This window comes from Georgenia sp. H159, assembly GCF_035607575.1.
Classification (GTDB): domain Bacteria; phylum Actinomycetota; class Actinomycetes; order Actinomycetales; family Actinomycetaceae; genus Oceanitalea.
The window spans coordinates 331175-357687 of record NZ_JAYDZY010000001.1 but is presented as its reverse complement, the minus strand read 5'-3'; the positions used below and the strand labels follow the sequence as shown (position 1 = coordinate 357687).

Annotated in this window: 32 protein-coding genes; all 32 read right to left on the bottom strand. The window is 68.7% G+C overall.

Annotation, left to right across the window (positions count from 1 at the left end; all coding sequences use genetic code 11):
* Window positions 1-59: 59 nt before the first annotated feature.
* Window positions 60-539, bottom strand: coding sequence for a 50S ribosomal protein L15 (gene rplO / locus VR894_RS01770; RefSeq protein WP_324649579.1), 480 nt, complete (start codon window positions 537-539; stop codon window positions 60-62).
* A 2-nt stretch (window positions 540-541) separates the two neighbouring features.
* Window positions 542-724, bottom strand: a complete 183-nt coding sequence (rpmD, locus tag VR894_RS01765; protein WP_324649578.1) for a 50S ribosomal protein L30 — start codon at window positions 722-724, stop codon at window positions 542-544.
* On the bottom strand, window positions 724-1395 hold the full coding sequence (gene rpsE / locus VR894_RS01760; protein WP_324649576.1) for a 30S ribosomal protein S5: 672 nt from the start codon (window positions 1393-1395) through the stop codon (window positions 724-726). The genes rpmD and rpsE overlap by 1 nt, the downstream gene beginning before the upstream one ends.
* A gap of 34 nt (window positions 1396-1429) precedes the next feature.
* Window positions 1430-1801 (bottom strand): 50S ribosomal protein L18, encoded by a 372-nt coding sequence (gene rplR, locus VR894_RS01755; RefSeq protein ID WP_324649575.1) that lies wholly within the window; start codon window positions 1799-1801, stop codon window positions 1430-1432.
* A complete protein-coding gene (gene rplF, locus VR894_RS01750) occupies window positions 1801-2340 on the bottom strand; it encodes a 50S ribosomal protein L6 (protein ID WP_324649574.1) in 540 nt (179 codons plus the stop codon). The genes rplR and rplF overlap by 1 nt, the downstream gene beginning before the upstream one ends.
* Before the next feature lie 18 nt (window positions 2341-2358).
* Window positions 2359-2757 carry a 30S ribosomal protein S8 gene (gene rpsH, locus VR894_RS01745; RefSeq protein ID WP_324649573.1) on the bottom strand — a complete coding sequence of 133 codons (399 nt, stop codon included), beginning with the start codon at window positions 2755-2757 and terminating at the stop codon, window positions 2359-2361.
* Window positions 2758-2815: 58 nt separating this feature from the next.
* Window positions 2816-3001 (bottom strand): type Z 30S ribosomal protein S14, encoded by a 186-nt coding sequence (locus VR894_RS01740; protein ID WP_043498176.1) that lies wholly within the window; start codon window positions 2999-3001, stop codon window positions 2816-2818.
* 1 nt (window position 3002) lies between these two features.
* Entirely contained in the window at window positions 3003-3569 is a 567-nt protein-coding gene (gene rplE / locus VR894_RS01735; protein ID WP_324649572.1) for a 50S ribosomal protein L5, read from the bottom strand.
* A gap of 1 nt (window position 3570) precedes the next feature.
* On the bottom strand, window positions 3571-3912 hold the full coding sequence (gene rplX, locus VR894_RS01730) for a 50S ribosomal protein L24 (protein ID WP_324649571.1): 342 nt from the start codon (window positions 3910-3912) through the stop codon (window positions 3571-3573).
* Window position 3913: 1 nt separating this feature from the next.
* Window positions 3914-4282 (bottom strand): 50S ribosomal protein L14, encoded by a 369-nt coding sequence (gene rplN, locus VR894_RS01725; protein WP_324649570.1) that lies wholly within the window; start codon window positions 4280-4282, stop codon window positions 3914-3916.
* 130 nt (window positions 4283-4412) lie between these two features.
* Complete coding sequence (rpsQ, locus tag VR894_RS01720) at window positions 4413-4697, bottom strand: 30S ribosomal protein S17 (protein ID WP_324649569.1); 285 nt, start codon at window positions 4695-4697, stop codon at window positions 4413-4415.
* Between the two features lie 8 nt (window positions 4698-4705).
* Window positions 4706-4945, bottom strand: a complete 240-nt coding sequence (rpmC, locus tag VR894_RS01715; protein WP_324649568.1) for a 50S ribosomal protein L29 — start codon at window positions 4943-4945, stop codon at window positions 4706-4708.
* Window positions 4945-5364 carry a 50S ribosomal protein L16 gene (rplP, locus tag VR894_RS01710; RefSeq protein WP_324649567.1) on the bottom strand — a complete coding sequence of 140 codons (420 nt, stop codon included), beginning with the start codon at window positions 5362-5364 and terminating at the stop codon, window positions 4945-4947. Before rplP ends, rpmC begins: the two co-directional genes overlap by 1 nt.
* A gap of 5 nt (window positions 5365-5369) precedes the next feature.
* Window positions 5370-6191: a 30S ribosomal protein S3 gene (gene rpsC, locus VR894_RS01705; protein WP_324649566.1), complete on the bottom strand. Its 822-nt coding sequence runs from the start codon at window positions 6189-6191 to the stop codon at window positions 5370-5372.
* The gene (gene rplV / locus VR894_RS01700; RefSeq protein WP_324649565.1) at window positions 6191-6592 is read right to left on the bottom strand and encodes a 50S ribosomal protein L22; all 402 of its coding nucleotides are present in this window, start codon (window positions 6590-6592) and stop codon (window positions 6191-6193) included. The genes rpsC and rplV overlap by 1 nt, the downstream gene beginning before the upstream one ends.
* A gap of 52 nt (window positions 6593-6644) precedes the next feature.
* Complete coding sequence (rpsS, locus tag VR894_RS01695; RefSeq protein ID WP_324649564.1) at window positions 6645-6926, bottom strand: 30S ribosomal protein S19; 282 nt, start codon at window positions 6924-6926, stop codon at window positions 6645-6647.
* Window positions 6927-6944: 18 nt separating this feature from the next.
* On the bottom strand, window positions 6945-7781 hold the full coding sequence (rplB, locus tag VR894_RS01690; protein WP_324649563.1) for a 50S ribosomal protein L2: 837 nt from the start codon (window positions 7779-7781) through the stop codon (window positions 6945-6947).
* Between the two features lie 34 nt (window positions 7782-7815).
* Complete coding sequence (gene rplW, locus VR894_RS01685) at window positions 7816-8121, bottom strand: 50S ribosomal protein L23 (RefSeq protein ID WP_324649562.1); 306 nt, start codon at window positions 8119-8121, stop codon at window positions 7816-7818.
* Window positions 8118-8774: a 50S ribosomal protein L4 gene (rplD, locus tag VR894_RS01680; protein ID WP_324649561.1), complete on the bottom strand. Its 657-nt coding sequence runs from the start codon at window positions 8772-8774 to the stop codon at window positions 8118-8120. Before rplD ends, rplW begins: the two co-directional genes overlap by 4 nt.
* A gap of 2 nt (window positions 8775-8776) precedes the next feature.
* Window positions 8777-9445, bottom strand: a complete 669-nt coding sequence (gene rplC / locus VR894_RS01675; protein WP_324649560.1) for a 50S ribosomal protein L3 — start codon at window positions 9443-9445, stop codon at window positions 8777-8779.
* A gap of 10 nt (window positions 9446-9455) precedes the next feature.
* Window positions 9456-9764 (bottom strand): 30S ribosomal protein S10, encoded by a 309-nt coding sequence (rpsJ, locus tag VR894_RS01670; protein ID WP_110852528.1) that lies wholly within the window; start codon window positions 9762-9764, stop codon window positions 9456-9458.
* A 760-nt stretch (window positions 9765-10524) separates the two neighbouring features.
* Window positions 10525-11718, bottom strand: coding sequence for an elongation factor Tu (gene tuf, locus VR894_RS01665; protein WP_324649559.1), 1194 nt, complete (start codon window positions 11716-11718; stop codon window positions 10525-10527).
* Window positions 11719-11833: 115 nt separating this feature from the next.
* Window positions 11834-13936, bottom strand: coding sequence for an elongation factor G (gene fusA, locus VR894_RS01660; RefSeq protein WP_324649558.1), 2103 nt, complete (start codon window positions 13934-13936; stop codon window positions 11834-11836).
* A gap of 48 nt (window positions 13937-13984) precedes the next feature.
* The gene (gene rpsG / locus VR894_RS01655) at window positions 13985-14455 is read right to left on the bottom strand and encodes a 30S ribosomal protein S7 (protein ID WP_324649557.1); all 471 of its coding nucleotides are present in this window, start codon (window positions 14453-14455) and stop codon (window positions 13985-13987) included.
* The gene (rpsL, locus tag VR894_RS01650; protein ID WP_110852524.1) at window positions 14455-14829 is read right to left on the bottom strand and encodes a 30S ribosomal protein S12; all 375 of its coding nucleotides are present in this window, start codon (window positions 14827-14829) and stop codon (window positions 14455-14457) included. The genes rpsG and rpsL overlap by 1 nt, the downstream gene beginning before the upstream one ends.
* Before the next feature lie 354 nt (window positions 14830-15183).
* On the bottom strand, window positions 15184-19074 hold the full coding sequence (locus VR894_RS01645) for a DNA-directed RNA polymerase subunit beta' (protein ID WP_324649556.1): 3891 nt from the start codon (window positions 19072-19074) through the stop codon (window positions 15184-15186).
* A gap of 92 nt (window positions 19075-19166) precedes the next feature.
* Complete coding sequence (gene rpoB / locus VR894_RS01640; RefSeq protein ID WP_324649555.1) at window positions 19167-22682, bottom strand: DNA-directed RNA polymerase subunit beta; 3516 nt, start codon at window positions 22680-22682, stop codon at window positions 19167-19169.
* A 335-nt stretch (window positions 22683-23017) separates the two neighbouring features.
* Window positions 23018-23410: a 50S ribosomal protein L7/L12 gene (rplL, locus tag VR894_RS01635; RefSeq protein WP_324649554.1), complete on the bottom strand. Its 393-nt coding sequence runs from the start codon at window positions 23408-23410 to the stop codon at window positions 23018-23020.
* An 80-nt stretch (window positions 23411-23490) separates the two neighbouring features.
* Window positions 23491-24015: a 50S ribosomal protein L10 gene (gene rplJ / locus VR894_RS01630; protein ID WP_324649553.1), complete on the bottom strand. Its 525-nt coding sequence runs from the start codon at window positions 24013-24015 to the stop codon at window positions 23491-23493.
* A 338-nt stretch (window positions 24016-24353) separates the two neighbouring features.
* Window positions 24354-25070 carry a 50S ribosomal protein L1 gene (gene rplA / locus VR894_RS01625; protein ID WP_324649552.1) on the bottom strand — a complete coding sequence of 239 codons (717 nt, stop codon included), beginning with the start codon at window positions 25068-25070 and terminating at the stop codon, window positions 24354-24356.
* A gap of 100 nt (window positions 25071-25170) precedes the next feature.
* Complete coding sequence (gene rplK, locus VR894_RS01620) at window positions 25171-25602, bottom strand: 50S ribosomal protein L11 (protein WP_324649551.1); 432 nt, start codon at window positions 25600-25602, stop codon at window positions 25171-25173.
* Window positions 25603-25693: 91 nt separating this feature from the next.
* Window positions 25694-26512 (bottom strand): transcription termination/antitermination protein NusG, encoded by an 819-nt coding sequence (nusG, locus tag VR894_RS01615; RefSeq protein WP_324649550.1) that lies wholly within the window; start codon window positions 26510-26512, stop codon window positions 25694-25696.
* Window position 26513 lies beyond the last annotated feature (1 nt).

The window sequence follows — 26513 nt, the reverse complement described above, 5'->3', positions numbered from 1 at the left end:
TGTGCTTCGGGAACACGAACGGGCGGCCCGGATGTCCGGGCCGCCCGTCGGGCGACAGCTCAGCCCTGGGTCAGGGACCCGCCGGCTGCCTCGATCTTCTGCTTGGCCGAGGCCGACCACGCGTCGGCGACGACGTCGAGCTTGACGCTCACCTCGCCGCTGCCGAGCACCTTGACGAGCTGGCCACCGCGGACGGCGCCCTTCGCGACGAGGTCCTCGACGGTGACGGAGCCACCCTCGGGGTAGAGGGCGGAGAGCCGGTCGAGGTTGACGACCTGGTACTCGACCCGGAACGGGTTCTTGAAGCCGCGGAGCTTGGGCAGCCGCATGTGCAGCGGCATCTGCCCACCCTCGAAGCCTGCGGGAACCTGGTAGCGGGCCTTGGTGCCCTTGGTGCCGCGACCGGCGGTCTTGCCGCGTCGGCCACCCTCACCGCGACCCACGCGGATCTTGGCGCTCTTGGCACCCGGTGCGGGACGCAGGTGGTGCACCTGCAGCGGGCGCGCGGCCTGCTCGGGAGTCTGCTTGGACTCTGCCATGGTTACTCGACCTCCTCGACGCTGACCAGGTGGGCCACCGTCGTGATCATGCCGCGGACCTCGGGGCGGTCCTCACGCACGACGCTTCGCCCGATGCGGCCGAGGCCGAGCGTGCGCAGCGTCTGGCGCTGGTTGTCCTTGCCACCGATCGCGGACTTGGTCTGCGTGACCTTCAGCTGTGCCATCACGCACCGACCTTTCCGGCGGTCTCGGCCTGCTTCTGCTCGCGCGCCTGCTCCTCGCCCTTGGCGCGGTTGCGCAGCATGGCTGCCGGCGCGACCCGCTCGAGCGGCAGACCACGGCGCGCGGCCACGGCCTCCGGCTGCTCGAGGTCACGCAGCGCCTGGGCGGTGGCGTGGACGATGTTGATCGCGTTCTCCGAGCCGAGCGACTTGCTCAGCACGTCGTGGATCCCGGCACAGTCGAGCACGGCGCGCACCGGTCCACCGGCGATGACACCGGTACCCGGGGCCGCGGGGCGCAGGAAGACCACGCCTGCCGCCGCCTCGCCGGTGACGGCGTGCGGGATGGTCTTCTGGATCATGGGGACGCGGAAGAAGTTCTTCTTCGCCTCCTCCACGCCCTTGGCGATCGCCGCGGGCACCTCCTTGGCCTTCCCGTAGCCGACGCCGACGGTGCCGTCACCGTCGCCGACGACGACGAGGGCGGTGAAGCTGAAGCGACGACCACCCTTGACGACCTTCGAGACGCGGTTGATCGTGACGACGCGCTCGATGAACTCGTTCCTCGGCTCGGCCCCGCGACGGCCCTCGCCCCGGCGACCGCCGGAACGCTCGCCGCCGGCGCTGCCGGTGCCGGTACCGGAACCGGTCCTGCTTCGCTGCGGTGCAGCCATCAGATGTTCCTTTGCTCTCGTTCGTTCACGCTGCTCACAGGGCCAGCCCGCCCTCGCGGGCGCCGTCAGCGACGGCCGCGACGCGACCGTGGTACTTGTTGCCGGCCCGGTCGAAGACAGCGACCTCCACACCGGCGGCCTTGGCCCGCTCGGCGACGAGCTCGCCGACGCGACGCGCCTTGTCGACCTTCTCTCCCTCGGCCGCACGCAGGTCGGCCTCGAGGGTGGAGGCCGACGCGATCGTCGTGCCGGTGGTGTCGTCGACCAGCTGCGCGACCATGTGGCGCGACGAGCGGGTGACGACGAGACGCGGGCGCTGCGGCGTGCCGCTGACCTTCTTGCGGACGCGCAGGTGACGGCGCGACCGAGCGGCGCTCTTGCTCTTGCCCTTGACGGACAGTGCCATCACTTACCTGCCTTTCCGGCCTTGCGGCGGACCTGCTCGCCGGCGTAGCGCACACCCTTGCCCTTGTAGGGCTCGGGCTTGCGGATCTTGCGGATGTTCGCGGCGGTCTCGCCGACGGCCTGCTTGTCGATCCCCGCGACCGTGAGCTTGGTGGGGCTCTCGACGGTGATCGTGATGCCGGCAGGCGGGTCGACGACGACGGGGTGGGAGAAGCCGAGCGCGAGCTCCACGGAGCTGCCCTTGGCGACGGCGCGGTAACCCGTGCCGACGATCTCGAGCTTGCGCTCGTACCCCTGGGTGACCCCGGTGACGAGGTTGGCCAGCAGGGTGCGGGTCAGCCCGTGCAGAGAGCGCGACTCGCGCTCGTCGTCGGGGCGTGTCACCACGAGGGCGCCGTCCTCACCACGGTCGACCGAGATGGGCTCGGCGATCGTGTGGCTCAGGGTGCCCTTGGGGCCCTTGACGGTCACGGTCGACCCCTCGATGGTGATGTCGACACCTGCGGGGACCGGGACGGGGACCTTTCCGATTCGGGACATGTCTCTACTCCTTCCCGATCACCAGACGTAGGCGAGGACTTCCCCGCCAACGCCCTTGGTCTGTGCCTCGCGGTCCGTGAGGAGACCGGAGGAGGTGGACAGGATCGCCACGCCAAGGCCGCCCAGCACGCGGGGCAGGTTGGTGGACTTCGCGTAGACGCGCAGTCCGGGCTTCGACACCCGGCGCACGCCGGCGAGCGAGCGCTCACGCTGCGGGCCGAACTTCAGCTGAAGGGTGAGGTTCTTGCCCACCGGGGCGTCCTCGACGTCCCAGCCGGCGATGTAACCCTCGGTCTGAAGGATCTCGGCGATGTTCGCCTTGAGCTTCGAGTACGGCATGGTCACCGACTCGTGGTACGCCGAGTTGGCGTTGCGCAGACGCGTGAGCATGTCTGCGATGGGGTCTGTCATTGTCATCGGGGCCTCGGCCCTTCCTCGTCGCGGTTTCCGGTGACCGGACCTGCGACGTAGTCGTTTACCAGCTGCTCTTGGTGACGCCCGGGAGCTGGCCGGCAAGGGCCATCTCACGCAGGCAGATGCGGCACAGGCCGAACTTGCGGTAGACCGAGTGCGGACGACCGCACCGCTGGCACCGGGTGTAGGCGCGCACCGCGAACTTCGGCTTGCGGTTCGCCTTCTGGATCAGGGCAGTCTTCGCCACGTCAGTTCTCCTTGAACGGGAAGCCGAGGCGCTTGAGCAGCGAACGCGCCTCGTCGTCGGTTGTGGCCGTGGTGACGACCGTGATGTCCATGCCGCGCACGCGGTCGATCTTGTCCTGGTCGATCTCGTGGAACATCGACTGCTCGGTCAGACCGAAGGTGTAGTTGCCGTTGCCGTCGAACTGCTTAGGCGACAGGCCGCGGAAGTCGCGGATGCGGGGCAGCGCGGTCGACAGCAGGCGGTCGAGGAACTCCCACATCCGGTCGCCGCGCAGGGTGACGTGGGCGCCGATCGGCTGGCCCTCACGCAGCTTGAACTGCGCGATGGACTTGCGGGCCCGGGTCACCTGCGGCTTCTGGCCGGTGATGAGGGACAGGTCGTTGATCGCGCCCTCGATGAGCTTGGAGTCGCGCGCTGCGTCCCCCACGCCCATGTTGACGACGACCTTCGTCAGCGTCGGGACCTGGTTGACGTTCGCGTGCTGGAACTCCTCGCGCAGGGCGCCGAGGATCTCCTCGCGGTAGCGCTGCTTCAGCCGCGGGGTCAGGGTTGCGGTGTTCTCGCTCATCTCAGATGTCCTTACCGGAGCGCTTGGCCACCCGCGTCCGCTGGGTGCGGGTCACGCCGTCGCGCTCGACCGTCTCGGTGCGGATCCCGACCCGGGTGCCCTTCTTGGTCTCCGGGTCGACGACCATGACGTTGCTCGCGTGCACGGGGGCCTCGATCGTCTCGATGCCGCCGGTCTTGGCGCCGCGGCCGGACTGACCGACCTTGGTGTGGCGCTTCATGCGCTGCACGCCCTCGACGACGACGCGGTCACGCTCGGTGTCGACCTCGAGGACACGACCCTGCTTGCCCTTGTCGCGGCCGGCGATGACGACCACGAGGTCGCCCTTCTTGATCCGTGCCATCTCAGATCACCTCCGGAGCCAGGGAGACGATGCGCATGAACTTCTTGTCGCGCAGCTCGCGGCCCACGGGGCCGAAGATGCGGGTTCCGCGCGGCTCGCCGTCGGCCTTGAGGATGACGGCGGCGTTCTCGTCGAATCGGATGTAGGAACCGTCGGGGCGCCGGCGCTGCTTGGACGTCCGCACGACGACAGCCTTGACGACGTCGCCCTTCTTGACGTTGCCGCCCGGGATCGCGTCCTTGACAGCGGCGACGATGACGTCACCGATACCGGCGTAGCGCCGGCCGGAGCCTCCGAGCACACGGACGCAAAGGATCTCCTTGGCGCCGGTGTTGTCGGCGACCTTGAGTCGCGACTCCTGTTGGATCACTGGTCTCTCCTTGTCAACCTGGTTCTCGCACGGTCGCGAGCCTTGGTGAACTCGTCATCTCTACAGCGTGGTCCGGCTGCGCCGGGCTGCCTGTCTTGTTTCCGTCGAGCGGGGCTCGACGCCTCGTCGGCTACTTGGCCTTCTCGACGATGTCGAGCAGACGCCAGCGCTTGGTGGCGCTCAGCGGACGCGTCTCCATGATGCGGACGAGGTCGCCGACGCCGGCCGCGTTGGCCTCGTCGTGCGCCTTGACCTTGCTCGTGCGGCGGATGACCTTGCCGTAGAGCGGGTGCTTGACGCGGTCCTCGACCTCGACGACGACGGTCTTGTCCATCTTGTCGGACACCACGTAGCCGCGACGCACCTTACGGTTGCCACGCACCTCGGTGGTGATCTCTTCGGTGTTCTCGGTCATGACCTCGTTCACTTCTCGCTGCTGGGCGCGGTGCGGATGCCGAGCTCACGCTCGTGCACGATCGTGTAGATGCGGGCGATGTCGCGACGCACGGCCTTGAGCCGACCGTGGTCCTCGAGCTGCCCGGTCGCCGAGGAGAAGCGCAGCTTGAAGAGCTCCTCCTTGGCCTTGGCGAGCTCCTCGGCCAGGGTCTCGTCGGTCATCCCGTCCAGGTCGAACGGGCTCAGGCCCTTGGATCCGATGGCCATCAGCCTTCACCACCCTCACGACTCACGAAGCGAGTCTTCATCGGGAGCTTGTGCTGCGCGCGGGACAGTGCCTCGCGGGCCAGCTCCTCGGGGACACCGGCCAGCTCGAAGAGCACGCGGCCGGGCTTGACGTTGGCGACCCACCACTCGGGGGAACCCTTACCGGAACCCATGCGGGTCTCGGCCGGCTTCTTGGTGAGGGGACGGTCGGGGAAGATGTTGATCCACACCTTGCCGCCACGCTTGATGTGACGGGTCATGGCGATACGGGCGGCCTCGATCTGCCGGTTGGTGACGTAGGCGGGCTCCAGGGCCTGGATCCCGAAGTCACCGAAGGCGATCTCCGTGCCACCCTTGGCCACGCCGGAGCGCTTGGGGTGGTGCTGCTTGCGGAACTTGGTCCGCCGGGGGATGAGCATCTCGCTCAGGCCTCCGTTCCTGACTCGGCGGGGGCAGCGGCCGGCGCCTGGGCAGGCGCACCCTCGGTCTGCTCGGCCGGACGCGGGCCACGGCCCTCGCCCCGGCGGGCGCCACGGGGGCGGTCCGCTGCTGCTGCGCGGCCGCGGCCGCGCGGGGTGGCGTCAGCCTGCTCGCGAGCGAACTCGCGCTCGGTCTGGTCGCCCTTGTAGATCCACACCTTGACGCCGATGCGCCCGAACGTGGTGCGGGCCTCGAAGAAGCCGTAGTCGATGTTCGCGCGGAGCGTGTGCAGGGGCACGCGGCCCTCGCGGTAGAACTCCGAGCGCGACATCTCGGCGCCGCCGAGTCGGCCGGAGCACTGGACCCGGATGCCCTTGGCGCCGGCGCGCTGCGCGGACTGCATGCCCTTGCGCATCGCACGGCGGAAGGACACGCGGCTGGCGAGCTGCTCGGCGATGCCCTGGGCGACGAGCTGAGCGTCGATCTCGGGGTTCTTCACCTCGAGGATGTTCAGCTGCACCTGCTTGCCCGTGAGCTTCTCCAGCTCGCCGCGCAGGCGGTCGGCCTCGGCGCCGCGGCGACCGATGACGATGCCCGGACGGGCGGTGTGCAGGTCGACGCGCACCCGGTCACGGGTCCGCTCGATGTCCACCTTGGAGATGCCGGCGCGCTCGAGACCGGTGGCCATGAGCTTGCGGATGGCGACGTCCTCGCGGACGTAGTCCTTGTAGCGCTGACCCGGCTTGGTGCTGTCAGCGAACCACCGGGAACGGTGGTCGGTGGTGATGCCGAGCCGGAACCCGGTCGGGTTGACCTTCTGACCCACTATCGGGTCCTCCCCTTCTTCGGACCAGCGGCGGATGAGCTCGCGCCGTTCTTGCTGTCGTCGCCCACGAACACCGTGATGTGGCTGGTGCGCTTGAGGATTCGGCTGGCACTGCCCTTGGCGCGAGGCCGGAACCGCTTGAGGGTCGGCCCTTCGTCCACGTATGCAGCACTGATGACGAGAGCGTTCTCGTCGAACGCCTCCCCGGCCTGGTCCGCCTTGACTCGAGCGTTCGCGATCGCACTCTCGACGACCTTACGCACCGTCTCGGCAGCCGCCTGCGGGGCGAACCGGAGCACGCCCACGGCCTCGGTGGCACGCTGTCCACGGATCGTGTCCACGACGCGCCGAGCCTTGAGGGGCGTGACGCGCACGTATCGCGCCTGCGCCTTGGCTTCCATCGATTCCTGCCTTACTTGTCGGATGTGCGGGTTGCTGGGTTCGCCAGGCGCCTCAGCGGCGCCGGGCCTTACGGTCGTCCTTGTCGTGCCCGCGGTAGGTGCGGGTCGGGGCGAACTCCCCCAGCTTGTGGCCGACCATCGACTCGGTGATGAAGACCGGGACGTGCTTGCGGCCGTCGTGCACCGCAAAGGTGTGGCCCAGGAAGTCGGGCGTGATGACCGACCGGCGGGACCAGGTCTTGATGACGTTCTTGGAGCCGGTCTCGTTGGCCGTGTCCACCTTCTTCATCAGGTGGTCGTCGACGAACGGACCCTTCTTGAGGCTGCGAGGCATCGCGTCGCTCTCCTACTCTCAGCGCTTCTTGCCGGTGCGCCGGCGGCGCACGATGAGCTGGTCGCTCGGCTTGTTCGGACGGCGGGTGCGGCCCTCGACCTGACCCCAGGGGCTGACCGGGTGACGACCACCGGAGGTCTTGCCCTCGCCACCACCGTGGGGGTGGTCGACGGGGTTCATGGCGACACCGCGGACCGTGGGGCGCTTGCCCTTCCACCGCATGCGGCCGGCCTTGCCCCAGTTGATGTTCGACTGCTCGGCGTTGCCGACCTCACCGATGGTGGCGCGGCAGCGCGAGTCGACGTTGCGGATCTCCCCGGAGGGCATGCGCAGCTGGGCCATCGTGCCCTCACGGGCGACGAGCTGGACCGACGCACCGGCGGAGCGGGCGATCTTCGCGCCGCCGCCGGGCCGCAGCTCGATGGCGTGGACGACCGTACCCACCGGGATGTTGCGCAGCGGGAGGTTGTTGCCGGGCTTGATGTCCGCGCCGGCGCCGTTCTCCACGACCGTGCCCGGAGCGAGCTTGTTCGGCGCCAGGATGTAGCGCTTCTCGCCGTCGGCGTAGTGCAGGAGCGCGATGCGGGCGGTCCGGTTCGGGTCGTACTCGATGTGCGCGACCTTCGCGGGGACGCCGTCCTTGTCGTGGCGACGGAAGTCGATGACGCGGTAGGCGCGCTTGTGGCCACCGCCCTTGTGCCGGGTGGTGATCCGGCCGGTGCTGTTGCGGCCACCGCTCTTGGTCAGCGGGCGCACCAGCGACTTCTCCGGCTCCGAGCGGGTGATCTCGACGAAGTCGGCCACGCTGGAACCGCGGCGGCCCGGCGTCGTCGGCTTGTACTTACGGATTGCCATGGGTGTCGATCCTCAATCTCTCCGGCGCCCGGCGTCAGCCGGCCACTTCACCGAAGATGTCGATGGTGCCCTCGCGCAGCGTGACGATCGCGCGCTTGGTGTCCTTACGCTTGCCGGTGCCGGTCCGGGTCCGCCGGGTCTTGCCCTGACGGTTCGCGGTGTTCACCGAGCCGACCTTGACCTGGAAGATCGCCTCGACGGCGTTCTTGATCTCGGTCTTGTTCGAGCGCGGGTCGACGAGGAAGGTGTACTTCCCCTCGTCGATGAGGCTGTAGCTCTTCTCAGAGACCACGGGGGCGATGATGACGTCCCGGGGGTTCTTGTTGTGCTCGACGCTCACTTGTCATCCTCCTCGCGCGGCCCGGCGGTCCCGAGGAAGTCCTCGAGGGCGGCGGCGGTGAACACGACGTCGTCGTTGACGAGGACGTCGTAGGTGTTCAGCTGGTCGACCCAGATGAGGTGCGTGGTCGGCACGTTGCGCAGCGACTTGAGCGTGAGCTCATCGCCGCGCTGCAGCACGACCAGTGCACTGCGGTTCTCCACGACGTTGCGCAGCGCGGTGAGCGCCGCCGAGGTGGAGGGGACGTCGGCCGAGACGAGCTCGCTGACGACGTGCAGACGGCCGGCGCGGGCCCGGTCCGACAGGGCGCCACGCAGGGCGGCGGCCTTCATCTTCTTGGGGGTGCGCTGGCTGTAGTCGCGCGGCACCGGGCCGTGGACGACGCCACCACCGGCGTACTGAGGGGCGCGGATCGAGCCCTGGCGGGCGCGGCCGGTGCCCTTCTGGCGGTACGGCTTCTTGCCGCCACCGCGGACCTCGGCGCGTGTCTTGGTCTTGGCCGTGCCCTGGCGCGCCGCGGCGAGCTGGGCGACGACGACCTGGTGGATCAGCGGCACGTTGGTCGGGACGTCGAAGATCGCGGCGGGCAGCTCGGCCGAGCCGGCCTTCTTGCCTGCGGCGTCCAGGACATCGACGGACTGGGTCTCGGCCACGGTCACGCCCCCTTCACAGCGGTACGGACGACGACGACGCCGCGCTTCGGGCCGGGGACGGGCCCGGCGATGAGCAGCAGGCCCCTCTCGGCGTCGACGGCGTGGATCGTGAGGTTCTGGGTGGTCTGGCGCTTGTGACCCATGCGACCGGCCATCCGCTGCCCACGGAACACGCGGCCGGGCGTCGAGGCCCCACCGATCGAACCGGGCTTGCGGTGGTTGCGGTGCTGACCGTGGGAGGCGCCCACGCCGGAGAAGCCGTGACGCTTCATCACACCGGCGGTGCCCTTGCCCTTCGTCGTACCGATGACGTCGACGACGGTGCCGGCCTCGAAGGCGTCGGCGCGCAGCTCCTGTCCGACGCTGTAGTCGTCGGCCTCGGAGGTGCGGACCTCGGCGACGAAGCGACGCGGCGTCGTGCCGGCCTTCTCGAAGTGGCCCTTGAGGGGCTGGGTGACCTTGCGCGGGTCGATCTCGCCGTAGGCGAGCTGGACGGCGTTGTACCCGTCGGTCTCCTGGGTGCGCAGCTGGGTCACCACGTTGGTGCCCACCTGCAGAACGGTCACCGGGACCAGTCGTCCGGCGTCGTCCCAGACCTGGGTCATGCCGAGCTTCGTGCCCAGCAGCGCCGTGACCGGCCTGCCTGCAGCCTGCTTGGTAAAGGTAGTCATTGGGGGAACCTCAGAGCTTGATCTCGATGTTGACGTCTGCGGGCAGGTCGAGCCGCATGAGCGAGTCAACGGCCTTGGGCGTCGGGTCGATGATGTCGATGAGGCGCTTGTGGGTGCGCATCTCGAACTGCTCGCGGCTGTCCTTGTACTTGTGCGGTGAGCGAATGACGACGAAGACGTTCTTCTCCGTCGGCAGCGGCACCGGACCCACGACCGTTGCACCAGCGCGTGTCACCGTGTCGACGATCTTGCGCGCCGAGCTGTCGATGACTTCGTGGTCGTAGGACTTGAGCCGGATGCGGATCTTCTGTCCCGCCATGGCGTCGTCTAACCTCTCTCGTACCGCTCTGTTACCGTCCCCCGCGCTCGGGCGTGTCGCGCTTGGCGGACACACCTGACCGCGGCGCATCGTCGATGCGGGGCCTGTAGCTTGCTTGTGGAGCCGGAGCTTACGGTCCGACTCGGCCTGACACCCGGGGTCGCAGCCCCAGGCAACCGGTACAGTCTGCCAGACACCCCCGCCGCATGGCGAATCGGTCCGGCGTGAACCAGTGTGTTCTTGATCATCACGGGGCCGGGGCCCCGCCGTCGTGTCCGGGCGGCAGCTGGGCCGCCCACGCACGCACCGGGCTCTCACCCGGCCGATCTACTCTAACAGCAGGCGTGGCTCCTTGACGAGGCCGTCCCGCGTGACCTGTCGCTCACCGCCGGACCACGGGCCCGGCAGCGCCGGCTCGCGGCCCTCCGCGAGGCGTGCCCCGGACAGCTGCGCCCCCGGCGCACCCGCCTGCCGGACCGGGCACCGGACCGGGGTCACCGGCCGGACCAGGCGCAGCTGGCGACCGGGCCGGCGCGCGGGCTCACCGCAACGGGGCGCCGGCGCACACCTGCCCCGCCGGACCGCGCCGGCCCCGGCAGCGTCGCCACCTCCCGGTCTCTGACGTGGTCGGCGAGCCGCCGCCGGCGGTACGGCCGCCACGGCGCGGTCCTCCCCCGGGTCCTCCGGCTCAGGGGACGCCGAAGGGCCCGGCGGTGTCCGCCGGGCCCTTCGGTGTGCCGGACTCAGGTCCGGCGGGAGATCACTTGAGGATCTTGGTGACGCGGCCGGAGCCAACGGTGCGGCCACCCTCACGGATGGCGAAGCCGAGGCCCTCCTCCATCGCGATGGGCTGGATGAGGTCGACCGTCATCTCGGTGTTGTCACCGGGCATGACCATCTCGGTGCCCTCGGGCAGCTGGATGACGCCGGTGACGTCCGTGGTGCGGAAGTAGAACTGCGGACGGTAGTTCGAGTAGAACGGGTTGTGGCGCCCGCCCTCGTCCTTGTTGAGGATGTAGACCTGGGCCTCGAACTGGGTGTGCGGGGTGATGGAACCCGGCTTGCACACGACCTGGCCGCGCTCGACGTCCTCACGCTTGGTGCCGCGCAGGAGCAGGCCGACGTTCTCGCCCGCCTCGGCGGTGTCGAGCAGCTTACGGAACATCTCGACGCCGGTGACGATCGTCTTGGTCGAGTTCTCCTTGATGCCGACGATCTCCACCTCCTCGTTGACGTTCAGCACGCCACGCTCGACGCGACCGGTGACGACGGTGCCACGACCGGTGATCGTGAAGACGTCCTCGATCGGCATGAGGAAGGGCTTGTCGACGTCGCGCTCCGGGGTCGGGACGTTCTCGTCGACAGCGGTCATGAGCTCCTCGATGGCGGCGACCCACTTCGGGTCACCCTCCAGGGCCTTGAGCGCCGAGACGCGCACGACCGGCGCGTCGTCGCCCGGGAACTCCTGGCTGGAGAGCAGCTCGCGGACCTCGACCTCGACGAGCTCGAGGATCTCCTCGTCGTCGACCATGTCGGACTTGTTCAGCGCGACGAGGACGTAGGGCACGCCGACCTGACGGGCGAGCAGCACGTGCTCACGCGTCTGGGCCATGGGGCCGTCGGTCGCGGCGACCACGAGGATCGCGCCGTCCATCTGGGCGGCACCGGTGATCATGTTCTTGATGTAGTCAGCGTGACCAGGGGCGTCGACGTGGGCGTAGTGGCGCGCCTCGGTCTGGTACTCCACGTGCGAGACGTTGATCGTGATGCCGCGCTGACGCTCCTCCGGAGCGTTGTCGACCTGGTCGTACGAGCTGAACGTGTTCAGGTCGGGGTACTTGTCCGCCAGCACCTTCGAGATGGCAGCGGTCAGCGTCGTCTTTCCGTGGTCGACGTGACCGATGGTGCCGATGTTGACGTGCGGCTTGGTCCGCTCGAACTTGGCCTTCGCCACTTGTGTCCTCCTGGGACTCGGGTAGTTGTCTGCTCTCTACAGGTGCGGATGCGCCTGCGGGGGAGCGAGCCCTACGGTCGGTTGGTTATGGGTACTGCTGGTCGACCTGTGGGACTTACTCGCCCCGGGTCTTCTTGATGATCTCCTCGGCGACATTCCGAGGAACCTCGGCATAGCTGTCGAACTGCATCGAGTACACCGCGCGACCCTGGGTCTTGGACCGCAGGTCACCGACGTAGCCGAACATCTCCGACAGCGGCACCAGGGCGCGAACGACCTTGATGCCTGTCGCGTCCGTCATGGACTGGATCATTCCACGACGGGAGTTGAGGTCGCCAATGACGTCGCCCATGTAGTCCTCGGGCGTCCGCACCTCGACGTCCATCACCGGCTCGAGGAGAACGGGGTCGGCCTTGCGGACGCCCTCCTTCATCACCATCGAGCCTGCGATCTTGAAGGCCATCTCCGAGGAGTCGACCTCGTGGTAGGCACCATCGAGCAGCGTGGCCTTGATGCCCACCAGCGGGTAGCCGGCGAGCACACCGTTCTGCATGGCGTCCTGCATACCGGCGTCCACGCTGGGGATGTACTCGCGCGGGATCCGGCCACCGGTGACCTTGTTCTCGAACTCGTACAGCTCGCCCTCGGCCGTGTCGAGCGGCTCCAGGGTGACCTGGACCTTGGCGAACTGGCCGGAGCCACCGGTCTGCTTCTTGTGGGTGTAGTCGATCTTCTCCACCTTGCGGCGGATCGTCTCGCGGTAGGCCACCTGCGGCTTGCCGACGTTCGCCTCGACCTTGAACTCGCGGCGCATGCGGTCGACGAGCACGTCGAGGTGGAGCTCACCCATCCCGCCGATGACGGTCTGCCCGGTCTCCTCGTCCAGTCGGACGGTGAAGGTCGGGTCCTCCTCGGCGAGCTTCTGGATCGCGGTGCCCAGCTTCTCCTGGTCACCCTTGGTCTTCGGCTCGACCGCGACGTGGATGACCGGCTCCGGGAAGCTCATCGACTCGAGCACGATGGGCGCGTCCTGCGCGCACAGCGTGTCACCGGTGGTGGTGTCCTTGAGACCGATGAACGCGTAGATGTGGCCGGCGTGGGCCTCCTCGACCGGGTTCTCCTTGTTGGAGTGCATCTGGAAGAGCTTGCCGATGCGCTCCTTCTTGCCCTTGGTCGAGTTGAGGACCATGTTGCCCTGCGACACCTTGCCCGAGTACACCCGGACGTAGGTGAGCTTGCCGAAGAAGGGGTGGACCGCGACCTTGAAGGCCAGCCCCGAGAACGGCTCGTCCTCGTTCGGCTTGCGGGTCAGCTCCTTCTCCTCGTCGCCGACGGCGTGGCCCACCATGGGGGGCACGTCGAGCGGCGAGGGGAGGTAGTCGATGACGGCGTCGAGGATCGGCTGCACGCCCTTGTTCTTGAAGGCGGTGCCGCAGAACACGGGGTAGGCCTCACCGGCGACGGTGAGCGCGCGCACGCCCCGCTTGATCTCCTCGGGCGACAGCTCCTCGCCGCCGAGGTACTTCTCGAGCAGCTCCTCGTCGGACTCGGCGACCTGCTCGATGAGCAGTGCGCGGTACTCCTCGACCTTCTCGACGAGGTCCGCGGGGACCTCCTCGATGGTGTAGTCCTCGCCCTTGCTGACCTCGCCGCGCCAGGTGAGCGCGCGGTTGTAGACGACGTCGACGACGCCGATGAAGTCGGACTCCGAGCCGATCGGCAGCTGCATGACCAGCGGCGTCGCCTTGAGGCGGTCCTTGATGGTCTGCACGGTGTAGTAGAAGTCCGCGCCGAGCTTGTCCATCTTGTTGACGAAGCAGATGCGCGGGACGTTGTACTTGTCCGCCTGCCGCCACACGGTCTCGGACTGCGGCTCGACACCCTCCTTGCCGTCGAACACGGCGACCGCGCCGTCGAGGACGCGCAGCGAGCGCTCCACCTCGACGGTGAAGTCGACGTGACCGGGGGTGTCGATGATGTTGATCTGGTTGTCGTGCCAGTAGCAGGTGGTGGCGGCGGAGGTGATGGTGATGCCCCGCTCCTGCTCCTGCTCCATCCAGTCCATCGTGGAGGCGCCGTCGTGCGTCTCCCCGATCTTGTAGTTGATGCCCGTGTAGAACAGGATCCGCTCGGTGGTCGTCGTCTTGCCGGCGTCGATGTGCGCCATGATTCCGATGTTGCGGACCTTGGTCAGATCGGTCAGCACGTCAAGTGCCACAGGAGACTCTCTTCAGTCGATTCGTGTGAGGGCAACGGGGCGCTGCTGCTACCAGCGGTAGTGCGCGAAGGCCCGGTTGGACTCGGCCATCTTGTGGGTGTCCTCGCGGCGCTTGACCGCGGCACCCAGGCCGTTGGAGGCGTCGAGGATCTCGTTCATCAGCCGCTCGGTCATCGTCTTCTCACGACGGACCTGGGCGTAGTCGACGAGCCAGCGCAGGGCCAGCGTGGTCTGCCGGGACGGCCGGACCTCGACGGGCACCTGGTAGGTCGCGCCACCGACGCGGCGCGAGCGGACCTCGAGCGAGGGACGCACGTTGTCGAGCGCCCGCTTGAGGACGGCTGCCGGGTCGCTGTCGGTCTTGTCGCGGACACCCTCGAGGGCGCCGTAGACGATCCGCTGGGCGGTCGACTTCTTGCCGTCCTGGAGGATGCGGTTGACGAGCTGGGTGACGGTCGGCGAGCCGTAGACCGGGTCGACGACGAGCTCCCGTACGGGTGCTGGGCCCTTGCGCGGCATTACTTCTTCTCCTTCTTCGCGCCGTAACGGCTGCGAGCCTGCTGGCGACCACGGACACCCTGGGTGTCCAGCGCGCCGCGCACGATCTTGTAACGCACGCCGGGCAGGTCCTTCACGCGCCCGCCGCGGACGAGCACGATGGAGTGCTCCTGGAGGTTGTGGCCGACCCCGGGGATGTAGGCCGTGACCTCGATACCGCTGGACAGGCGCACGCGCGCGACCTTGCGGAGAGCCGAGTTCGGCTTCTTGGGGGTCGTCGTGTACACGCGGGTGCACACCCCGCGCCGCTGCGGGCTGCCCTTGAGGGCGGGCGTCTTCGACGTCGAGGTCTTGACGCTGCGGCCCTTGCGGACCAGCTGCTGAATCGTGGGCACTACGTCTCCGTCTCGGATGTGTCTTTCGCTTGATGTTTGCCCGGCGTACCGGGTGGGCGTCCGGGTCACCGCCGCGGCGGCTTCCTGCTTCCCTGCCCCCCGCGCTCGGGAGTGTCGCGGGCCGTGCACGGTCGTGACCGCCGGCCTTTGTCTCCCGCCGACGATGGCACCGTCCGGCCGGAGAACTCCCCCAACCGTCCGCAGCCGCGCCGGAGCACGCACGAGGGCCCCGATGTCGCGGGCACCGCCCAGTAGCGTACTCTGCCGCGGTTTCCCGCGTCAAAGCGTGGCGGCTTGACCTGGGTCACTCCGGTGTGCCGTGGGGCGGCCGAGAAGGCCGCCCCACGGCGGGTCTCACACGCCCCGGAAGTCCACGCCGAAGGAGTCGGGACCGAAGTCCAGCTCCTCGAGCATGATCGGGTCCGAGCCGCCCTGGACGAAGTCCAGCTCGCTGTACCCCAGCTGGGAGAAGGCCTTGGCCTTCGCCTCCTCGGTGGGCTCGACCTCCACGTTGCGGTACCGGGGCAGCCCGGTGCCGGCGGGGATGAGCTTACCCAGGATGACGTTCTCCTTGAGGCCGAGCAGCGGGTCACGGCGACCGCTCATCGCGGCCTCCGTGAGCACCTTGGTGGTCTCCTGGAAGGAGGCCGCCGACAGCCACGAGTCGGTCGCCAGCGAGGCCTTGGTGATTCCCATGAGCTCCGGCCGCCCGGAGGCGGGGGTGCCGCCCTCCGACACGGTGCGCCGGTTCTCGTCCTCGAAGCGGCCACGCTCGGCGAGCTCACCCGGCAGCAGCCGGGAGTCGCCGGAGTCGAGCACGGTGACCCGACGCAGCATCTGGCGCACGATGACCTCGACGTGCTTGTCGTGGATGTCCACGCCCTGGGAGCGGTAGACCTCCTGGACCTGGTCGACGAGGTGCTTCTGGACGGCGCGCGGGCCGAGGATGCGCAGGACCTTCTTGGGGTCCACCGCACCGGCGACGAGCTGGCGACCGACGGCCACGTGCTCGCCGTCCTCCACCAGCAGCCGCACGCGCTTGGAGACGGGGTAGGACAGGTCCTCCCCGCCGTCGTCGCGGACGACGACGATCTTGCGGGTGCGCTCGGTGTCGTCGATCTTCACGCGGCCGGCGGCCTCGCTGATCGGTGCCTCACCCTTCGGGGTGCGGGCCTCGAAGAGCTCCTGGATACGCGGCAGACCCTGGGTGATGTCGTCGGCGGACGCCGCACCACCGGTGTGGAAGGTCCGCATCGTCAGCTGCGTGCCGGGCTCACCGATGGACTGCGCGGCGATGATGCCGACGGCCTCGCCGATGTCGACGAGCTTGCCGGTGGCCAGCGAGCGGCCGTAGCACCGCGCGCAGGTCCCGACCCGCGACTGGCAGGTGAGCACCGAACGCACCTTGACCTGCGTGACGCCGGCGTCGATGAGCCGGGCGATGAGGACATCGCCGATGTCCTCGCTCGACTCGGCCACGATCGTGCCGTCCTCGGACGTCACGTCCTGGGCGAGGGTCCGGGCGTACACGCTGGTCTCGACCGTGTCGACGCGGTGGAGCGCGCCGGAGGAGTCCGGCTCCGCGATCGGCATGGTGAGGCCGAGCGACGTCCCGCAGTCGTCCTCGCGGACGATGACGTCCTGGGAGACGTCGACGAGGCGTCGGGTGAGGTAGCCGGAGTCGGCGGTCCGCAGGGCGGTGTCCGCCAGTCCCTTACGGGCGCCGTGCGTCGCGGTGAAGTACTCGAGGACGGACAGGCCCTCGCGGTAGTTCGACTTGATCGGGCGCGGGATGATCTGGCCCTTCGGGTCCGCGACCAGACCGCGCATACCGGCGATCTGACGGACCTGGTGCCAGTTTCCACGGGCACCGGAGGACACCATCCGGAAGATGTTGTTGTCCGCCGGGAAGTTCTCCCGCATGACCTCGTCGACCTCGTTGGTCGCCTGGGTCCAGATGTCGATGAGCTCTGAGCGGCGCTCGTCCTCGCTCCGGCGACCGAGGTCGTACTCGCGCTGGACCTTCTGTGCCTTCTCCTCGTAGGCCTCGAGGATCCGCGCCTTCTCCTCGGGAGCGACGACGTCGGAGATCGCGATCGTCACGCCCGAGCGGGTGGCCCAGTAGAACCCGGCCTCCTTCAGCGCGTCCAGGCTCGCGGCGACCTCGACCTTCGGGTAGCGCTCGGCGAGGTCGTTGACGATCGCGGAGAGCTCCTTCTTGGTCACCACCTCGTTGACGAAGGGGTAGTCGACCGGCAGCGCCTCGTTGAACAGCGCCCGCCCGAGGGAGGTCTCCAGGGTGATGGAGTCACCCTCCTCCCAGCCCTCCGGAGCCGTCCAGCCGCGGGGCGGGACGACGTCGGTGAAGCGGATACCGACGGTGGCGTTGAGGTCGAGCTCGCCGGCGTCGAAGGCCATCTGCGCCTCGGAGGGCGAGACGAAGGTGCGTCCCGCGCCCGTCGCGTCGGTGCTGTCACCGGTGAGGTGGAACAGCCCGATGATCATGTCCTGGGTGGGCATGGTGACCGGACGGCCGTCCGAGGGCTTGAGGATGTTGTTGCTCGAGAGCATGAGGACGCGGGCCTCGGCCTGCGCCTCCGTGCTCAGGGGCAGGTGCACGGCCATCTGGTCACCGTCGAAGTCGGCGTTGAAGGCGCCGCACACGAGCGGGTGGAGCTGGATGGCCTTGCCCTCGACGAGCTGCGGCTCGAAGGCCTGGATGCCGAGGCGGTGGAGCGTCGGTGCGCGGTTGAGCAGCACCGGGTGCTCGGTGATGACCTCCTCCAGGACGTCCCACACCTGGGTGCGGGCGCGCTCGACCATGCGCTTGGCCGCCTTGATGTTCTGCGCGTGGTTGAGGTCCACGAGCCGCTTCATGACGAAGGGCTTGAACAGCTCGAGCGCCATCTGCTTGGGCAGGCCGCACTGGTGCAGCTTGAGCTGCGGGCCGACGACGATGACCGAACGGCCCGAGTAGTCGACTCGCTTCCCGAGCAGGTTCTGCCGGAAGCGGCCCTGCTTGCCCTTGAGCATGTCGGAGATCGACTTGAGGGCGCGGTTGCCGGGTCCGGTGACCGGACGGCCACGGCGGCCGTTGTCGAACAGCGAGTCCACGGCCTCCTGGAGCATCCGCTTCTCGTTGTTGACGATGATCTCCGGCGCGCCGAGGTCGAGCAGCCGCTTGAGGCGGTTGTTCCGGTTGATGACGCGGCGGTAGAGGTCGTTGAGGTCGGAGGTCGCGAAGCGGCCACCGTCCAGCTGGACCATCGGGCGCAGGTCCGGCGGGATGACCGGGACCGCGTCCAGCACCATGCCCAGCGGGGAGTTCTCGGTGGTGAGGAACGCGTTGACGACCTTGAGGCGCTTGAGGGCGCGGGTCTTGCGCTGCCCGGTGCCGGTGGAGATCGTCTCGCGCAGCGACTCGGCCTCGGCCTGCAGGTCGAAGGTCTCCAGGCGCTTCTGGATCGCCTCGGCGCCCATGTAGCCCTTGAAGTAGATGCCGTAGCGGGCCTGCAGCTCGCGGTAGAGCATCTCGTCGCCCTCGAGGTCGCCGACCTTCAGGCCCTTGAAGCGGTCCCAGATGGTGGCGAGCCGGTCGAGCTCCTGGTCGGCGCGCTTGCGCAGCTGAGCCATCTCGCGCTCGGCGGACTTGCGCAGCTTCTCGCGCGCGTCGGCCTTCGCACCGGCCTCCTCGAGCTCGGCGAGGTCCTGCTCGAGGCGCTTCGCGCGCGCCTCGATGTCGGTGTCCCGCTTGCGCTCGACGTCCTGCTTCTCGAGGTCCATCTCGTTCTGCAGGCTCGCCAGGTCCTCGTGCCGGCCGGCGTCGTCGACCTCGGTGATCATGTAGGCCGCGAAGTAGATGACCTTCTCGAGGTCCTTCGGCGCGAGGTTGAGCAGGTACCCGAGGCGCGAGGGAACGCCCTTGAAGTACCAGATGTGGGTGACGGGCGCGGCGAGCTCGATGTGCCCCATACGCTCACGGCGCACCTTGGAGCGCGTGACCTCGACACCACAGCGCTCGCAGATGATGCCCTTGTAGCGCACGCGCTTGTACTTGCCGCAGTTGCACTCCCAGTCCCGGGTGGGACCGAAGATCCGCTCGCAGAACAGGCCGTCCTTCTCCGGCTTGAGCGTGCGGTAGTTGATCGTCTCGGGCTTCTTGACCTCCCCGTGCGACCAGCCGCGGATCTCAGATGCCGTGGCCAGGCCGATGTGGAGCTGGTCGAAGACATTGACGTCGAGCAAGGTTTCCTACTTCCTTCGGTGTGTCACCGTGTGGAATCCAAACAGGGCCGGCGAGGCTGCCGTGGCGCGGACGCCACGGCAGCCGCGGCCTCTTAGATGTCGTCGACGCTGCTGGCGTCGGGACGACGGGACAGGTCGATGCCGAGCTCGTCGGCAGCCCGGTAGACCTCCTCGTCGGCGTCACGCAGCTCGATGGGGTTGCCCTCCGCGTCGAGTGCCTCGACGTTCAGGCACAGCGACTGCATCTCCTTCATGAGCACCTTGAAGGACTCCGGGATGCCGGGCTCGGGGATGTTCTCGCCCTTGACGATGGCCTCGTACACCTTGACGCGTCCGGGGATGTCGTCGGACTTGATCGTCAGGAGCTCCTGCAGCGCGTAGGCGGCGCCGTAGGCCTCCAGCGCCCACACCTCCATCTCACCGAAGCGCTGGCCACCGAACTGCGCCTTACCACCGAGCGGCTGCTGGGTGATCATCGAGTACGGACCGGTGGACCGGGCGTGGATCTTGTCGTCCACGAGGTGGTGGAGCTTGAGGATGTACATGTAGCCGACGGCCACCGGCTCGGGGAAGGGCTCACCGGAGCGGCCGTCGAACAGCCGCGCCTTGCCGTCGGTGCCGACCATGCGCTCGCCGTCCCGGTTGGGGACGGTCGTCCCCAGCAGGCCGGTGAGCTCGTGCTCGTGGATGCCGTCGAAGACGGGGGTGGCGACCGGGGTGCCCGGCTCCCCGCGGAGCGCGGCCTCGGGCAGGTTCTCCGTCCAGGTCCCCTCCCCGCGCGGTGCGTCCGAGGCGTCCCAGCCGTGCTTGGCGACCCACCCGAGGTGGGTCTCGAGCACCTGCCCGACGTTCATCCGGCCGGGCACGCCCAGCGGGTTGAGGATGATGTCGACAGGGGTCCCGTCCTCGAGGAAGGGCATGTCCTCCTCGGGCAGGATCTTGGCGATGACACCCTTGTTGCCGTGGCGGCCGGCGAGCTTGTCGCCGTCGGTCACCTTGCGACGCTGCGCGATGTAGACGCGCACCATCTGGTTGACGCCCGCGGGCAGCTCGTCGTCCTCGTCGGCGTTGAACTCCTGGATCCCGATGACGGTCCCGGACTCACCGTGCGGCACCTTGAGGGACGTGTCGCGCACCTCGCGGGCCTTCTCGCCGAAGATCGCGCGCAGCAGGCGCTCCTCGCTGGTCAGCTCGGTCTCACCCTTGGGCGTGACCTTGCCGACGAGGATGTCACCGGCCGTGACCTCGGCGCCGATGCGGATGATGCCGCGCTCGTCGAGGTCGGCGAGCACGTCCTCCGAGACGTTGGGGATGTCCCGGGTGATCTCCTCGGCACCGAGCTTGGTGTCGCGGGCGTCGACCTCGTGCTCCTCGATGTGGATCGAGGACAGCACGTCCTCGGCGACGAGGCGCTGCGACAGAATGATCGCGTCCTCGTAGTTGTGGCCCTCCCAGGACATGAACGCCACGAGGAGGTTCTTGCCCAGTGCGAGCTCGCCGTCGTCCGTCGCGGGGCCGTCGGCCAGCGCGGAGCCGACCTCGACGCGGTCGCCCTCGTCGACGAGCACCCGCTGGTTGTAGGACGTGCCCTGGTTCGAGCGGCGGAACTTCGCGACACGGTAGATCTGGTTCGAGCCGTCGTCGGCGGCCACGTGGATCGCGTCCGCGGAGACCTCGGTGACCACGCCCGGCTTGCTGGCGGTGATGACGTCACCGGCGTCGACGGCAGCACGGCGCTCGAGGCCGGTCCCGACGAGCGGGGCCTCGCTGCGCACCAGCGGCACGGCCTGACGCTGCATGTTGGCGCCCATGAGCGCCCGGTTCGCGTCGTCGTGCTCGAGGAACGGGATCATCGCGGTCGCGACGGAGACCATCTGGCGTGCGGAGACGTCCATGTAGTCGATGTCGCCGGCCGGGACGGTCGCCATCTCACCGCCACCACCGCTCGCGCGGACGAGCACCTGCTCCTCGACGAAGTTGCCCTCGTCGTCGAGCTTGGCGTTGGCCTGCGCGATGACGTAGCGGTCCTCGTCGTCGGCCGTGAGGTAGTCGACCTCGTCGGTGACGCGGTTGTCGACGACCCGCCGGTAGGGCGTCTCGACGAAACCGAAGGGGTTGATCCGCGCGAAGGTCGCGAGCGAGCCGATGAGGCCGATGTTCGGGCCCTCAGGGGTCTCGATCGGGCACATGCGGCCGTAGTGCGACGGGTGGACGTCACGGACCTCCATCGCCGCGCGGTCACGGGACAGACCACCCGGGCCGAGGGCGTTGAGACGCCGCTTGTGCGTCAGCCCGGCCAGCGGGTTGTTCTGGTCCATGAACTGCGACAGCTGCGAGGTGCCGAAGAACTCCTTGATGGAGGCGACGACCGGGCGGATGTTGATGAGCGTCTGCGGCGTGATCGCCTCGACGTCCTGCGTGGTCATCCGCTCGCGGACCACCCGCTCCATCCGGGACAGACCCGTACGGATCTGGTTCTGGATGAGCTCGCCGACGGAACGGATCCGCCGGTTGCCGAAGTGGTCGATGTCGTCGGTCTCGACGCGCACCGCGACCTGCTCGCCGTCCTGGTCGACCGTGTACTCCGTCTCCCCCTTGTGCAGGGCGAGGAGGTAGCGCACAGCGGCCTTGATGTCCTCGAGGCGCAGGACGGACTCGCTGAGGTCACCGCTCGTACCGAGCTTCTTGTTCACCTTGTACCGCCCGACCTTCGCGAGGTCGTAGCGCTTGGGGTTGAAGTAGTAGTTCTCGAGCAGGTTGCGCCCGGCCTCGACCGTCGGCGGCTCGCCGGGGCGGACCTTGCGGTAGATGTCGAGGAGCGCCTCGTCCTGCGTGGTGACGTTGTCCTTCTCGAGGGTCTCCAGGAGGACCGGGTAGTCGGCGTACTCCTCGCGGATCTCGCTCTCGGTCATGCCGAGCGCGCGCAGGAAGACGGTGATCGACTGCTTGCGCTTGCGGTCGATGCGGATACCGACGGCGTCACGCTTGTCGATCTCGAACTCGAGCCACGCACCGCGCGACGGGATGATCTTCGTGGTGAAGACGTCCTTGTCGGAGGTCTTGTCCGGGGTGCGCTCGAAGTAGACACCCGGGGACCGGACGAGCTGGGAGACGACGACACGCTCGGTGCCGTTGATGATGAAGGTGCCGCGCTCGGTCATGAGCGGGAAGTCACCCATGAAGACCGTCTGCGACTTGATCTCGCCGGTCTCGTAGTTGGTGAACTCCGCCGTGACGAACAGCGGGGCTGCGTAGGTGAAGTCCTTCTCCTTGCACTCCTCCGGCGTGTACTTCGCCGGCTCGAAGCGGTGGTCGTTGAAGGAGAGGGACATCGACTGGCCGAAGTCCTCGATCGGCGAGATCTCGGCGAAGATCTCCTCCAGGCCGGAGGTCTGGGGGACGTTCTTCTCACCCCGCTCGATGGCAGCGGCGACGCGGTCGCGCCACGCCGGGTTACCGAGGAGCCAGTCGAAGCTCTCGGTCTGCAGCCCGAGGAGGTCGGGAGCCTGGAGCGGCTCTCGGATCTTGGCGAACGAGACACGGCGCGATGCGAGCCGTGTGGCGATGTCTTCAGCGGTGGGAACAGAAGAGGTGCGCGAGGCAGCCAAAGGGGGTCCTTCCCTGCGAATTGTGTGCACACTGCGCGGCGGAGCCTGCTCCTCGTCGCAGCAGCCGTGGCGGGCAGGGGGCTGGGGCGACAGGCGGGCAGGCAGAAGCCAGCGCAAAGCGATAGCATACAGGGCTAGCCAGGGAAATGTCCAGCGCACCGTCGCGCTGCGGCCTGGGCCAACGGCGCCACCATACGCCATCACGTCGCGGGCCGGAAGTACCGGCGTGGCGCGGGGCGCCCGGACACCCGCCACGCGGCCCCGGGAACGCCGACGGCCCGGCACCCGTGGGGTGCCGGGCCGTGAGCGAGCCTGGGGCTGGTGGTGCTACGAGGTCACTTGACCGACACGGTGGCGCCGGCGCCCTCGAGGGCCTCCTTGGCCTTGTCCGCGGCGTCCTTGTCGACACCCTCGAGGACGGCCTTGGGGGCCGAGTCCACGAGGTCCTTGGCCTCCTTGAGGCCGAGGCTGGTGAGCGCGCGGACCTCCTTGATGACCTGGATCTTCTTGTCGCCGATGGACTCGAGCACGACGTCGAACTCCGTCTGCTCCTCCTCGGCCGCGCCGGCGTCGCCGCCGCCGGCCGGGGCGCCGGCAGCCGCGACGGCGACCGGGGCGGCAGCGGTGACCTCGAAGGTCTCCTCGAACTGCTTCACGAACTCGGAGAGCTCGATGAGGGTGAGCTCCTTGAAAGCCTCGATGAGCTCGTCGGTGGTGAGCTTCGCCATGGTGGGCGTTCCTTCCTGGGTTGTCTGTCCTGCGTCAGGCGTACTGCGTCAAGCAGGGCTGGGGTGGGGGTGCTGACGCCTCAGGCGGCGTCGGCGGCCTGCTTCTCGCGCAGAGCCTCGATGGTGCGCGCAGCCTGGGTGGCCGGCGCGGTGAACATGTATGCAGCCTGGAAGAGCGCTGCCTTCATTGCGCCAGCGGCCTTGCCCAGCAGGACCTCACGGCTCTCGAGGTCGGCGAGCTTGCCGACGTCGGACGCCGACAGCGCGCGTCCCTCGAGGACACCGCCCTTGATGACGAGCTGGGGGTTGGTCTTGGCGAAGTCACGCAGGCCCTTGGCAGCCTCGGACGGCTCCCCGGTCACGAAGGCGATCGCCGTCGGACCGGTCAGCTCGGACGCGAGCTCGTCGAGCCCGGCCTCCTTGGCCGCGATGGCGGTGAGCGTGTTCTTCACCACGGTGTACCTGGCATTGGTGCCGAGCGACCGACGCAGCTCCTTGAGCTGGCCGACGCTGAGCCCGCGGTACTCGGTGAGCACGACGGCGTTCGCCTCACGCAGCTGCTGCGTGAGCTCGGTGACTGCCGCCACCTTGTCAGGCCTCGCCATGGCCCTCCTTTTCGATCGTGCCGCCGGAGAGTGAGGCACGAGCAACAAAAAAGCCCCGCGCAGGGTCTGCACGGGGCGCACGTCCGGGGACGACGTCTCATGGTTCACCTGCGCTGGCTCCGCTGCTGCGGACTTCGCCCCGTCATGCGACGAGGAGACCGGCGGTCTTGGGCACCGGCAACACTACCTCCCCGCCGCCCGCCGTCCAAGCCGTACCGGTCCGCTGTGGGCGAGCACACAGGTGCCTCCGCTCCGGCCACGCGCAGGGCCGCCGCCCGGGACGACGCAGCGCCCCGGTCCGGTGTCGGATCGGGGCGCTGCGCGAGGCGTAGGTCAGGTCAGGAGGGGTTCTCCGTCGTCAGACCGCGCGTGAGGGTGGCGTCGAGCGGGATGCCCGGGCCCATCGTCGTCGCGAGGGTCGCCTTGGAGATGTACCGGCCCTTGGAGGAGGAGGGCTTGAGACGCAGGACCTCCTCGAGGGCGGCGGCGTAGTTCTCGACGAGCTGCTCGTCGGAGAAGGACGCCTTGCCGATGATGAAGTGGAGGTTGGAGTTCTTGTCGACGCGGAACTCGATCCGCCCACCCTTGATCTCGTTGACGGCCTTGGCGACGTCCATGGTCACCGTGCCCGTCTTCGGGTTGGGCATGAGGCCACGGGGACCGAGCACGCGGCCGAGGCGGCCGACCTTGCCCATGAGGTCCGGGGTGGCGACGGCCGCGTCGAAGTCGGTGTACCCGCCGGCGACCTTCTCGATGAGCTCGTCCCCGCCGACCTCGTCGGCGCCGGCGGCCTCGGCCTGGGCGGCCCGGTCGCCGACCGCGAAGACGATGACGCGGGCGGTCTTGCCGGTGCCGTGGGGCAGGCTCACGGTGCCGCGGACCATCTGGTCGGCCTTGCGGGGGTCGACCCCGAGGCGGAAGGCAACCTCGACGGTCGGGTCGAACTTGGTGGCCGAGCCCGACTTGGCGAGGCGGATGGCCTCGAGGGGTGCGTACACCCGGGAGCGGTCGATCGTCTCGGCCGCCTTGCGGTAGTTCTTGCTGCGCGTGGTCATGCTGCTTCTCCTTGATCGAGCAGGTGTGGTCTGCGGGTCCGCGCGGACCCTGCCACTGGCGTCAGGACGCCGGGAACGGTGGACGCGAGCGTCCGTCGCCTCAGTCCGAGACGGTGATGCCCATGGAACGGGCGGTGCCGGCGATGATCTTCGCCGCGGCGTCGACGTCGTTCGCGTTGAGGTCGACCATCTTGTTCTCGGCGATCTCACGCACCTGCGCCTGGGTGAGGGAGCCGACCTTCGCGGTGTGCGGGGTGCCGGAACCCTTCGCCACGCCCGCCGCCTTCTTGATGAGCTCGGCGGCCGGGGGGGTCTTGGTGATGAAGGTGAAGGAACGGTCCTCGTACACCGTGATCTCCACCGGGATGACGTTGCCACGCTGCGACTCGGTCGCCGCGTTGTACGCCTTGCAGAACTCCATGATGTTGACGCCGTGCTGACCCAGCGCGGGGCCGATGGGCGGCGCGGGGGTCGCGGCGCCGGCCTGGATCTGGAGCTTGATCAGGCCGGAGACCTTCTTCTTGGGAGGCATGGTGCGTCCTTTTGTTCCTGGGCGTCGGTGACCGCCGACGCCGCCTTGCGGGACCCGGCGCAGCAGAGGCGTGCGTCGGGGAGTCGTCCGCTCAGATCTTGGCGACCTGCGAGAACGACAGCTCGACCGGGGTCTCCCGGCCGAAGATCGAGACGAGCACCTTGAGCTTCTGCGACTCCGGGCTGATCTCGGAGATCGTCGCCGGGAGGGTCTCGAAGGGCCCGTCGGTCACCGTCACGGACTCGCCGACGGAGAACTCCACCTCGATGGGGGCGCTCGCCGCGCCGCCACCGGACTCGGCCTTGGCCGACTCCTTCGGGGCGAGGGTCGGGGCGAGCATCGAGAAGACCTCGTCCTCGGTGAGCGGGACCGGCTGGTGGGTGTGGCCGACGAAGCCGGTGACGCCCGGGGTGTGGCGCACGGCGCCCCACGACTCGTCGGTCAGGTCCATGCGCACGAGCACGTAGCCCGGGATGCGGACCCGGCTCACGAGCTTGCGCTGGGAGTTCTTGATCTCGACGACGTCCTCCATCGGCACCTCGACCTGGAAGATGTGCTCCTCCATGTTGAGGCTCTGGATGCGGTTCTCGAGATTGGCCTTCACGCGCTTCTCGTAGCCCGCGTAGGAGTGGATGACGTACCAGTCACCCGGCTGGGCGCGCAGGTCGCGGCGGAACTCCTCCTCGGGGGAGACCTCGTCGACCGGGGCGGCCTCGTCGGCGGGAGCCGCGTCGTCGACCGGGGCGCCCTCGTCGGCCGGAGCCGCGTCGTCGGCGGGGGTGGTGTCCTCGCCGGCCGCGTCGCTCTCGTCCTGGGCGGCGGCGGTCTCCGCCTCGGCGCCGGGGAGGGTGGTGGGGAGGTCGTCAGGAGCCTCGTCCTGGGCCGTGGGCTGCACGGTCTCCTCAGTCACG